At 65.7% G+C, this 11,024-nt stretch carries 11 protein-coding genes; 9 read left to right on the forward strand and 2 right to left on the reverse strand.

Going from position 1 to position 11,024, the window contains the following annotated elements:
- The 9 genes from LI92_RS16775 to LI92_RS16815 all read left to right on the forward strand — a co-directional run.
- A partial coding sequence (locus LI92_RS16775) for an ABC transporter permease (RefSeq protein WP_046320788.1) occupies positions 1-595 on the forward strand: 595 nt, incomplete at its 5' end.
- Position 596: 1 nt separating this feature from the next.
- Positions 597-2,189, forward strand: a complete 1,593-nt coding sequence (locus LI92_RS16780) for an MlaD family protein (RefSeq protein WP_046320790.1) — start codon at positions 597-599, stop codon at positions 2,187-2,189.
- Positions 2,186-3,265 carry an MCE family protein gene (locus LI92_RS16785; RefSeq protein WP_046320792.1) on the forward strand — a complete coding sequence of 360 codons (1,080 nt, stop codon included), beginning with the start codon at positions 2,186-2,188 and terminating at the stop codon, positions 3,263-3,265. The genes LI92_RS16780 and LI92_RS16785 overlap by 4 nt, the downstream gene beginning before the upstream one ends.
- Entirely contained in the window at positions 3,258-4,307 is a 1,050-nt protein-coding gene (locus LI92_RS16790) for an MCE family protein (protein WP_046320793.1), read from the forward strand. The genes LI92_RS16785 and LI92_RS16790 overlap by 8 nt, the downstream gene beginning before the upstream one ends.
- A gap of 113 nt (positions 4,308-4,420) precedes the next feature.
- Complete coding sequence (locus LI92_RS16795; protein ID WP_046320806.1) at positions 4,421-5,506, forward strand: MCE family protein; 1,086 nt, start codon at positions 4,421-4,423, stop codon at positions 5,504-5,506.
- A 2-nt stretch (positions 5,507-5,508) separates the two neighbouring features.
- Positions 5,509-6,756 (forward strand): MCE family protein, encoded by a 1,248-nt coding sequence (locus tag LI92_RS16800; RefSeq protein ID WP_046320795.1) that lies wholly within the window; start codon positions 5,509-5,511, stop codon positions 6,754-6,756.
- Positions 6,753-8,003: an MlaD family protein gene (locus LI92_RS16805; protein ID WP_046320797.1), complete on the forward strand. Its 1,251-nt coding sequence runs from the start codon at positions 6,753-6,755 to the stop codon at positions 8,001-8,003. Before LI92_RS16800 ends, LI92_RS16805 begins: the two co-directional genes overlap by 4 nt.
- Before the next feature lie 19 nt (positions 8,004-8,022).
- Positions 8,023-8,637 (forward strand): Rv1363c family protein, encoded by a 615-nt coding sequence (locus LI92_RS16810; protein WP_046320799.1) that lies wholly within the window; start codon positions 8,023-8,025, stop codon positions 8,635-8,637.
- A gap of 10 nt (positions 8,638-8,647) precedes the next feature.
- A complete protein-coding gene (locus LI92_RS16815; protein ID WP_046320800.1) occupies positions 8,648-9,442 on the forward strand; it encodes a mannan-binding family protein in 795 nt (264 codons plus the stop codon).
- A 13-nt stretch (positions 9,443-9,455) separates the two neighbouring features.
- Here LI92_RS16815 and LI92_RS16820 read toward each other — a convergent pair whose 3' ends face one another.
- A complete protein-coding gene (locus LI92_RS16820) occupies positions 9,456-10,124 on the reverse strand; it encodes a YoaK family protein (RefSeq protein ID WP_046320802.1) in 669 nt (222 codons plus the stop codon).
- A 31-nt stretch (positions 10,125-10,155) separates the two neighbouring features.
- Positions 10,156-10,890, reverse strand: coding sequence for an MSCRAMM family adhesin SdrC (locus LI92_RS16825; RefSeq protein ID WP_082109764.1), 735 nt, complete (start codon positions 10,888-10,890; stop codon positions 10,156-10,158).
- Positions 10,891-11,024: the final 134 nt, after the last annotated feature.

Below are 11,024 nucleotides of genomic sequence, written 5' to 3' on the forward strand. Positions count from 1 at the left end.
GGCGATCGAAGGCTATAACTTCCTCAATCTGCTGGGGCTCGGGCCGGCAACCGGCATCATCTCCTCACTGGTCAACACCCGCGAGCTGGCGCCCATCATGGCCTCACTCGCGTTCGCGATGCAGGCCGGCTGCCGCTTCACCGCGCAACTGGGCGCCATGCGGATCGCCGAGGAGATCGACGCGCTCGAATCGATCGCCATCCGGCCCATCCCGTTTCTGGTCACCACCCGACTGCTGGCCTCGACCGTCGCGGTGATCCCGCTCTACGTTGCATGTCTGGCGATCACCTACCTGACCTGCCAACTGGTGACGGGCCTGATCGGCGGCGGTTCGATCGGTCCCTACCTGCACTACTTCACGATGATGCTCAGCGGCCAGGACATCTTGTACTCGGTGCTCAAGTGCGTGGTGTTCGTGTGGCTGGCCTCAACGGTGCAGTGCTACTACGGCTTCTACGCCTCTGGCGGTCCCGAGGGCGTCGGGGTGGCCGCCGGACGCGCCATGCGTGCCAGCATCACGATCGTGATCATGGTCAACATGCTGCTGACGATGGCGCTGTGGAGCATCGACGCCGGCGCAAGGTTCGGAGGCTGACATGGCCAATTCCCTGGATACCGACGGACGCGGACCTTCCGAGCAACAGCTGCTCGGCGCGGGCATCGCGGTCCTGCTGGTGATAGCCCTGACCACCGCGGGCCTGCTGGCCAAGTCCACCGGCATGCTCAACTCCTATGTGCGGGTGATCGCCGACCTGATCAATGTCGGCGACGGGTTGCCCGCGCAGTCCGACGTCAAATATCACGGGCTGCTGGTCGGCAGCGTCACCGACGTGATCCCGGCCGCCTACGGCAAGCCGAACTATGTCCACATCAACCTCAAGCCCGATTACGCCAAGGACATCCCGAATTCGGTGACGGCGCGGGTCGTACCGTCCAACGTGTTCGCGGTGTCCTCCATCCAGTTGGTGGACTCCGGTGACGGTGGGCCCGCGATCCGCAACGGAGCCCACATCGCCGAGGACGGCGAACTGTCCACGGTGATCTTCCAGACCACCGTCTCGAAACTGCGGGACATTCTGGCCGCCACCGGGCGCGGGCGCGAAGATCACAGTCTGGGCATCCTGGCCGCGGTCGGCGCAGCGACCGACAACCGGCGCGTCAAGCTGCTCAGTGCCGGTGCGCACATGTCCCGGCTGCTGGATCAGCTCAACGGGATCGTCGCCACCGAGCCGGGACCGTCCACCGTCTCGGCGCTGCTGGAGGCCACCCACGGCCTGCAGGCCACCGCGCCCGACCTGGTCGACGCACTGCACCAGGCCGTCGAACCGATGCGGGCGTTCGCCGAGAAGCGCGCCGAGCTGGCCGCACTGGTCACCGGCGGTCAGCACACCGTGGGCGTCACCCGTCAGGCGTTCGACAACCACATCGACCAGCTGATTCAGATCACCCACGACTTCACCCCCGTGGTGGGCGTGCTGGCCAACAACGCCGACAAGTTCGTACCGATCTTCACCCGGGTCAACGGGCTCAGCGACAAATTCTTCGATCAGCTCTACCACCCCAAGTTGATCACCAAGAACATGCGGGCCAACCTTTCGTTCACCCCGCTGCACACCTACACCAGGGCGGACTGCCCGCAGTACGGCGAGGTGAAGGGACCGAGCTGCTTCACCGCGCCGATGATCTCCGTGCGGCCCGAACTGCCGGAGAATCTGCTGCCGCAGAACTACCGCTTCCCCGCCGGCCTCGAGCCGCCGGCCGGCACCGAGATCGGTCCTGACGGAAACCTGCATGCGGTCGGGCCGCCCGTGGTCAACCCGGATCGCAGCCTGGAGGACACCAACCCGCCGCTGCCGTGGTGGACCGGGCCGTTCCCGCGCGTCCCCGGCACCGCTGACCCGCTGGACCCGGCTCCCCCGCCCCCACCGAGCCCGCCCATTCCGGTGCAACCCCATGCACCGGAGTGGCAGCCGGCGCCGCCGGTGGCCCCGGCTTCCTACGGAGGCAATGTGGGTCCCGTCGGCAGTCAGACCGAACGCGCCCAGCTCGGGCTGCTCACCGGACAGGGCGGGCCGGCAACGGTGGCGACTCAGCTGCTGCTCGGCCCGGTCGCGCGCGGCAATGCCGTTTCCGTATCCGTCTCCGCCGCGGCCGAGCCCGCCCCGCCGAAAGCAGGTGGCAATAAGTGAGGTTCCGGGGCCCTTTGATCGGGCTGTCTGTGTTCATGGTCGTCTCTATGGCGCTGACCTGGCTGGTATATGCCACCTTGCGCCGTGACGTGGCCGGCGCCACGACACCGTACTCCGCGATGTTCACCGACGTCTTCGGGCTGCGCGAGGGTGACGACGTCCGAATGGCCGGAGTCCGGGTGGGCCGGGTGGAGAAGGTCGCACTGGACGGGAAGCTGGCGAAGGTCTCCTTCATCGTCCAAAGCGACCAGAAGTTGTACGGCAACACCGTCGCGTCGGTGACCTATCAGAACATCATCGGCCAGCGCTACCTCGGACTGTCGTTGGGCAGCAACGGAAACACCGAAGAACTGCCCCGCGGCAGCGTGATCGGCGTGGAACAGACCGACCCCTCTTTCGATGTCGGCACCCTGCTCAACGGCTTCAAACCGCTGATGTCGCTGCTGGACCCCAAGCAGGCCGACGATCTGACCAAGGGTGTTATTCAGTCGCTGCAGGGCGATCAGGACTCGATGGCCGCACTGGTCGAGCAGTCGTCAGCGCTCACCGCGACGCTGGCCGGGCGCGACGAGGTACTCGGCGACCTCATAACCAGCCTTAACAAGGTGACCGGAACTATCGCGGGGCAGAACGATCAGTTGGATCACGCGCTGACGCAGGCACGCCGGGCAGTCGCCGACCTGGACGCCCGGCGACCGGCATTGCAGTCCTCGGTCGGGTCGCTGGCCCAGGTGACGCGACAACTCGCGAAGATCACCGATGAGGTCTTCCCGTCCTTCGAAGAGATGATCAACCGGGAACCCGGTTTCACCAAGCACCTTGCCAGCATCGAACCGCAGCTGGCATTCAACGGCGCCAACCTGCCCCTGCTGCTCAAGGGCTTCGGCCGGATGTTCGGCGAAGGGGCCTACGGCATCGCCTACCTGTGTGACTTGAACGCCACGGGCTTCATGCCGGGCTCCAACGACATCAGCACGATGATCACCAACGCCGCGACTCCCGGCAACGCCCGCCCGCTCACAGCCGAGAACCTTGCCTGGTTCACCCCGAGATGCAGGAACACCGTCGATGGCTAGCATCAAACGATTTATCGGTCAGTGGCGCAGCCGGCCTCTGGAGTCCTACAACACCACGTGGCTGGGCTTCGGCGCACTGGCAGTGGTGGGCGTGGTCGTGGCTGCGGCACTGTTCGTCAAAGTCCTCGGCTTCGGCTATACGCGCTACACCGCGGAGTTCGCCCAGGCCGCCGCGCTGACCCCCGGAAACCCGATCATGGTGGCCGGCATCGAGGTGGGTCGGGTATCGAGCATGCGGCTCGCCGGTGACCACGTCGAGGCCGGTCTCACAGTTCGCAACGACGTCCCACTGGGCAAGGACACCCGGGCGAAGATCCAGGTGATGACGATCCTCGGTTCGCGCTACCTCAAGCTCGAACCGGACGGCCCCGGCTCGCTGCCCGGCAAACGGATTCCGCTCTCCCACACCGAGGTGCCCTATGACCTCGAATCCCTGTTGGAGGACGCCACCACCACCTTCGACCAGATCGACTCCGACCAATTCGCCCAGTCTCTGGCGGTGCTCGGGCGACAGATGAGCGGCCTTCCGCCGGTGGTTCCCCAGGCGATGGCCAATCTGCACGCACTCGCCAAGATCACCGGCGATCGACGCGACGAACTCGGCACCCTGTTGGCCAGCACCCAACGGGTGGCCAATACGCTGCACAACCAGCAGACAAGCCTGGGCAATCTGGTCGATCAGAGCCAGGATTTCCTGGGGGAACTGGTGGCGCGCCAGAACACCTTCCATGCCATGTTGTCGGCCCTGACCACTCTGGCCGGCCAACTCAACAATGTTGTGGTCAAGGACCGGTCGATGCTCGACGACATGCTGGCCAACATTCGCGCGCTCTCGGACATGCTCGGCCAGCATGACGACCTGGTGCGCAGCACGCTTCAAGCCGCAGCACCCGCGTTGCGGGGTGCGACGAATGCGACCGGCTACGGGCCCGGTATCGAGTTCTTCGCCGGCAACGGACTCTTGAACGACTCGTGGATGTGTGCGATAAGTGGACGTGCCAAGCAGTTCGGCATGATCGAGTACTTCAAGGACTGCAAATGAGCGCGCCGCCGACCACCGCCGACGACCCGATCGAAGAGCCCGGCGACACGGCGCCCACGCCCACAGCGGCCCAGCCTTCCGGCACCCCGGCGCGCCGGCGCGGCGTCAAGGCCATGGTGACGACGCTGGTCGCGGGGGCACTGGCCGCCGGCGCTGTGGCCGCCTACCACTTCAATCCGTTCGGCGGACATATCACTGTCACAGCCCAATTCGACAGCGCCGCAGGGCTCTATGAGGACAACGTCGTAGCGGTTCTCGGTATGCCGGTCGGCAAAGTCAAGAAGGTCACTCCCAAGGGCGAATACGTCGAGGCTGTACTCAGCGTCGACCGACGGGTGAAGATTCCCGCCGATGTGAACGCCGTGACCATCAACACCTCGATTCTGACCGCGCGGCAGGTCGAGCTGACCCCGGCCTATACCGGCGGACCGGTTCTGCCCGACCACTCCACCATCGGACTGAACCGCACTCGGACGCCCGTCGCGTTCGACCGCGTTCTGGACATGCTGGACAAGGTTTCCAAGTCCCTCGGCGGCGACGGCAAGGGCAACGGACCGGTGGCCGACGTGATCAACGCCGGCGCCGATATCGCCGATGGCAACGGTGAGCAGATCAAGTCGGCGTTGAGCGAGCTGTCACGCGCATTGCGACTCAGCTCCGACCGCGGCGAAGCTACCGGCGACCAGCTGACGACGATCATCACCAATCTCAGCTCCCTGATGGACGCCGCGGCTCGAAACGACGCGAAGTTGCGACAATTCGGTTCCACCACAAGGCAGTTGAGTCAGATGCTCGCCGATGAAGACTTCGGCACCGGGCGAACCGGCCGTATGCTCAACGAGGTCGTGACACAGGCGACTTCGCTGATTGCGGCCAACCGGGACCACCTCAAGCAGAGTGTGATCAACGGCGACATCGCCTTGACGACCATGGTGGACAAACAGCGTGACCTGAAAGAGCTCATCGATGTGCTGCCGCTGACGTTGGAGAACCTCTACAACGCCGTCGACACCAACAACGGCGCGGTCCGCCTGCACGCACTGGTCGACAAGATTCTCGTCGAGACCCAAAGCACCAAAGAACTGTGCAACATGATGCACCTTCGGCAGTTGGGTTGCAGCACTGGAACGTTGGCCGACTACGGTCCGGACTTCGGCCTCACCTATATCCTCGACGGACTTTCGATGATGGGACAGTAGACGTGACATCACGATGGAGAAGGGCACCGAGGACTGCCGTAGCGCTGCTGAGCGGCGCGGTCATCGCCTCGTCGGTGGCCGGCTGCGGTACCAGCGGGCTGGACAGCCTGCCACTGCCGGCGCCGGGGATCGGCCGCGGCGGTTACCTGATCACCGCGGTGTTCGCCAATGCCCTGAACCTGCCCGGGCACGCCAAGGTCAAGCTTGCCGGCGCCGACGTCGGTCAGATGGAGTCGATGGTCGCCCGCAACTACACCGCCGTCACCACACTGCGCATCATGGACGGGGTCCGGATCCCCGAAGGCAGCACCGCCGAGTTGCGTTCGGCGACGCCGCTCGGTGACGTGTTCGTGGCAATCAAGCCGCCGGTGCCGGTCGATCCGTCGGCGCCGCTGCTCAAGGATGGCGATGCGATCGGCCTGGAGTCCACCGCCTCTGCGGCCACCGTCGAATCGGTGTTGAGTTCGGCGGCGCTGCTGGTCAACGGCGGCGCGGTGCAGAACTTCACCAACATCATCAACGGCGCCGGGAAGGCGACCGGTGACCAGGGCCAGGCATTCGGCAAATTGATCACCCAGTCGAACGACCTGCTGCGAAAGCTCAACGCCCGGTCGGGTGAGATCGAGTCATCGCTGCGCGAAACCAGCCGGCTCGCCGATCGCCTCGACTCCCGCAGCGCGGCGCTCACAGACGTGCTCAACGCGGCGGGTCCGGCCACCGACACGATGGTTGACAACACCACCCAGATCGCTGACCTCGTCGAGCAACTCGGTGCCACCAGCCGACTACTGGCCCGGTTCCCGTCGATCGCCGGCACCGACGACTCGGGGCACAGTTTCGTCAAGGACGCCAACGTGCTCGCCAGCGCCTGGAATGACATGGCCACCGATCCCGACATCAGCCTGTACGCACTGAACCGGCTGATGGCACCGATGATCAAGATCACCGCGGGCACCGGCGCGGCCGTGCACGCCAGCATCGACCGCCTGGTGTGGGGTTCGATGCCCGACGCCGGGTTCAAGGGGGACCCCGCGTTCCACGGCCCGAAGCGCTATGACTGGGCCAAGTTGGCCGGCTCGATCAAGTACGCGCTGTGGCGGCTGCAGGAACGCGTAGTCGGCCGCGGACCCGATTCTGACATGGGGCAGGCGCCGTGGACCGCGATCGGTCCCCCGATGCCGCCTACGCCTGCCGAGCTCGAGATGGAGGCAGCGCAGTCCGGTCTGCTGGAACAGGGGCCGCGGCCATGATCGACGCACTGAGCCGGCGGCTCGTCGCCCTGGTCCGGGCCGGATATCGCCGCAAGAACCTGCTGTCGGGAATCGCACTTGCGATGACCCTGGCGGTCGCGACCTCGTATCTGCTGGTGGGCGCACTGCGGGTGAATCCGGCGCGGTCCACCTACCAGGTCACCATCGCACTGCCCGACTCCGGCGGACTGCTCGCCAATCAGGACGTGTCGGTGCGCGGTGTGCCGGTGGGCCGCATCGAGTCGCTGCGCGTCACCAGCGGTGGCGTCGATGCGGTCGTCAACATCGACTCCAAGGTGAAGATTCCCGCCGACAGCCCGGTGCGCGTCTCCGGCCTCTCGGCTGCCGGTGAGCAGTACATCGACTTCGAGCCCCCGTCGAGCTCCGGGCCTTATCTGACGCGGGGCAGCGTGGTCTCGCGCGATCGAGCCACCACACCGATCCCGATTTCGCAGTTGCTGGCCGACGCGGACGGCATGTTGGCCCAGACCGACACCCGCAAGATGGAGCTGATCAAGAAGGAGCTCAGCCTCTCCGACGAAGGCCCGAGCAAGCTCACCGACATCGTTGACGGTGGGTCCTTCTTGTTGTCCACCCTGGATTCGGTGCTGCCGGAGACGGTGAGCCTGCTCAAGTCGAGCCGCGTGGTGCTGACCATGCTCAGCGACGTCAACAACGGCATGGCCACGACCGCGGCGAACCTGGACAAGGTGTTTCGGGGAATCACTCCGATGATCGGCGGGTACAACCGGCTGCTCGATCAGGGACCCGGAATGTTGTCGGCCGTCGACAGCGTCTTCGACGACAACTCCGACGCCATGGTGGGCCTGTTGGGCAACCTGGCCACCGTGTCTCAGCTGCTCTACGTCCGCGTACCAGCGCTCAACGCGCTGTTCCCCAACTACCGCGGTTCGACGTTGGAGGCGCTCAGCTCTGTGATCCGCGAGGACGGGATGTGGGCCACCGTCGATGCCTACCCCCGCTACACCTGCGACTATGGCGTGCCACGGCGCCCGCCGTCAGCGGCGGACTTCCCTGAGCCGTTCCTCTACGGCTACTGCCGCGACACCGACCAGTCGGTGTTGGTGCGCGGCGCCCACAACGCGCCCCGCCCACCGGGAGACGACACCGCAGGCCCACCCCCGGGTGCGGACCTCGCCGCGACCACCGATCCCACGCCCAAGGGCCGGTACACGATCCCCCCCCCGTACGGTGGCCCACCGCTGTTGATCGACCCGCCCCGCTGATGTTCAAGGAGGCACCGCGGTGAGTACCGCTGAGGAACCGACCGCGCAGGACAGCACCGAAGACGCGGAATCCGCCGCGAGCGAGCCGGATTCGAGTGCCGAGGAGCCCGCGGAGGACACCGCGGTCGTGACGACTGCCCCGACGCCGGCGTGGAAGCGTCGGGCGCTCTGGCGGCGAGTCGCCATAGCGGCGACCTATCTTGCGGTCTTTGGGTTGGTCATCGCCTTCAGTTGGCAGCTGTGGCAACAACATCGGGTCTCCTCAGCGGAGGCCGCCGGGCGCCACGCCGCCGAGGACTACGCCCAGGTGTTGACCAGCATCGACTCCAACAAGGTCGATGACGACTTCAACGCGGTCCTCAATGGTGCGACCGGGGAGTTCAAGGACACCTACACCAAGGCCAGTGTGCAGTTGCGGCAGCTGCTGATCGACAACAAAGCCACGGCACACGGCACCGTGGTGGAGTCGGCAGTGCAGTCCGGTTCCCCAGACAAAGTTGTGGTGCTGTTGATGGTCAACCAGACCATCACCAACTCCACCCGCCCGGACCCGCGGGTGGACCGCAGCCGAATGAAGATGACGATGGAAAAGGTCGACGGCCGGTGGCTGGCGAGCAAAGTGGAATTGCCTTAGGAGGCAAGCTATGTGGGCGACCCGGCTATTGACGGGCATGCTTGCCGCAACGTTTGCGGTGTCCGCGGCGTCCGGGGCACCGGTCGCTAGCGCTTCGGCGCCGTCGTTCTGCGACGGCCTGGGCGGCAACTGGGACGGCCATTTCTGCACCACTGAGGTGCACTCGCAACGGCTGGCCACCCGCTACATCCGGATGGCGGTACCAGGAGACCTCGTCGATCATCCCGTCGCCGGGCCCCCGATCCGCGAATACCTGTCCAAGCTGTTCACCAATTGGCGCACCAAAGGTGTGTCGATGGTCGTCGACAGCTGGGGCAACGAGAACTACGAGATCTTCCAGCACGGCAGGGCCCTGAGCGTGGTCTTCCACGAGGACTACCACGGCGAGGGGCCCTACATCAACAACGCCTACCGCACCTTCACTTTCGACATGGGTTCGGGCGGCCGGCAGTTGCAGTTGGCGGACATCACCAAACCCGGAGTCGACCCGCTCGCGGTGATCCCGCAACTCGGTGAGCCCTACATCGTCGAGGCACTGGACCGGGCGTTCTGGGAGCATCGTCCCGGCGACTACCCCTTTGTCCCGGAGCGCTTCACACCCGACAAGGTCTTCTCCGGCGGATACCGGTCCTGGGCTCTCACGCCCGATGCGCTGATCCTGTACATGCCCGACTACCCGGTCAGCCACGACAGTCCGATCCAGTACAACCAGATGCAGTGGTTCATGGACGGCGGCAACGTGCAGGCACACATTCCGCTGTCGGCACTGAGTTCGATCCTGCGTCCGGAATACGGCGGTTCCTGACGGACTCTGGGGGCTAGCCGTAGCGGAAGAGGGCCAGGCTGACCAGCACCACCGCACCTGCCATCGCGATGATGGGCGCGACGAACACATGCGTGAGTGTCGCGCCGACGACGGCGCCCAGGATCATCACGAAAACGACTGCGTAGCGCAGATTCTGGCGGTCCCCTCTCCCCCCGGCCAGCCGGCTGTCCACGCCGAGGCCGACGATCGTCGAGGTGAGTACCGTGGTGTAGAGCTCCTGGATGCCGAATTGGCGGGCAGTCGAGTTCTGTACCCCGAACGCCACCGCAAGACCGGCGATCAGAACCAGCTTGCTCATGTCGCTGTAACTCAGTACACCCAAGCCGGCCAGGGTGGACAACAGCAGCAGCAGTACCGCCTCCAGACTCAGCGCAACGGTCAGCCACCGCCGGGGGTTCGGATTCCCATACCTCCGGAACAGACGGCCGCTGATCACCGCGCCGGTGAAAAAGCCGGCGATTGCGACAACCACGGCGGTCAGGTCGAAGCCGGTGCCGGGCACGAACAGAAAGCCCAGAAAAATGGCGTTGCCGGTCATATTGGCCACGAAGACGCGCCCGAGCACCAGCACACTGACCGCGTCGACAAGGCCGGTGGCGAACGTCAGCAACAGCAGCGCAACCACGGTGCGCCGTTGCGACAACGGCGACGCGATCGGCATGCTCCCCGCTACCCCCGCCCGGCGCCCGCGCTCAGCCCTGCAGACGGGGGGTGAGGTCCAGCGAGGTGATGGTGGGCATCCTGGTGACCACCCAGCGGTTCTGGTCCCGCTTCATGTAGAGCCGATAGGTCAGGTACTTGATCTGCGGGATCGATCTGCTCAGCTCACTGGTGGCCGTGGTGTTGGTGTAGACGATCACCGTGGCCTCGGGCCCGTCGAGGGTCTCGACGGCCGCACCGACGATCTCGGTGGTGTCGGTGACGCGGGCCTGCTTGTTGCTGTCGGCGATGGCGTCGATGAACTTGCGGTATTGAGCTTCCAGATCACCGCTGAGGTAAACCGCGGCCCGATCCGGCAGCGAGTCCATGTTCTCCGGGGTGTAGTTCCACAGCGTGTGGATCGCCCTGGCCGCGGTCCGGGCGATGTCGAGCTTGATGGCCACCTCCGCACGGTCACGCAGGTAGGGTTGCGCCGCGGCACCCGCGAACGCCGCCGCGCCGATAAACGCCGCGACCGCAACAGCGACCGCTACCCGGATGCCGATGCCCCGCCGCCGCGCCGGCGTACCCGCAGCGGCGGTCAGGTGCTGCTCGCTGTCGGCCTCGGTGTCGGTTTCGGCGTCACCCTCAGGCTCGGTGTCGGCTTCGACTTCGGCCGCCGACTCGCTTTCCGGTGTCGCCTCGACCGCGGGATCGGCCTGGGGATCTATCGGCGCACCCGAGGACGCGTCGGTCACAGCACCTGGTTCAGATTGCTGATCTTCCACTGGTCCCCTTCCTTCTGCGCCGTCGCCAGCCATCGGGTGGCGACCCGGACATCGTGCTTGCCGTCCGGCGACTTGCCGCTGTTCTCCACGGCCACCAGCATGGTGACGCTGCCCTCGTCGTTCCAGCGTTCGAC

Origin of the sequence: Mycobacterium sp. UM_Kg1 (genome assembly GCF_000972925.1) — a bacterium.
In the GTDB taxonomy this organism is placed as follows: Bacteria; Actinomycetota; Actinomycetes; order Mycobacteriales; family Mycobacteriaceae; genus Mycobacterium; species Mycobacterium hiberniae.

Bases quoted from the DNA above. Each gene is read 5' to 3' on its own strand.
- LI92_RS16790 (WP_046320793.1), top strand. From the start codon at position 3,258: ATGGCTAGCATCAAACGATTTATCGGTCAGTGGCGCAGCCGGCCTCTG.
- LI92_RS16815 (WP_046320800.1), top strand. From the start codon at position 8,648: ATGTGGGCGACCCGGCTATTGACGGGCATGCTTGCCGCAACGTTTGCG.
- LI92_RS16805 (WP_046320797.1), top strand. From the start codon at position 6,753: ATGATCGACGCACTGAGCCGGCGGCTCGTCGCCCTGGTCCGGGCCGGA.
- LI92_RS16780 (WP_046320790.1), top strand. From the start codon at position 597: ATGGCCAATTCCCTGGATACCGACGGACGCGGACCTTCCGAGCAACAG.
- LI92_RS16795 (WP_046320806.1), top strand. From the start codon at position 4,421: ATGGTGACGACGCTGGTCGCGGGGGCACTGGCCGCCGGCGCTGTGGCC.
- LI92_RS16820 (WP_046320802.1), bottom strand. From the start codon at position 10,124: ATGCCGATCGCGTCGCCGTTGTCGCAACGGCGCACCGTGGTTGCGCTG.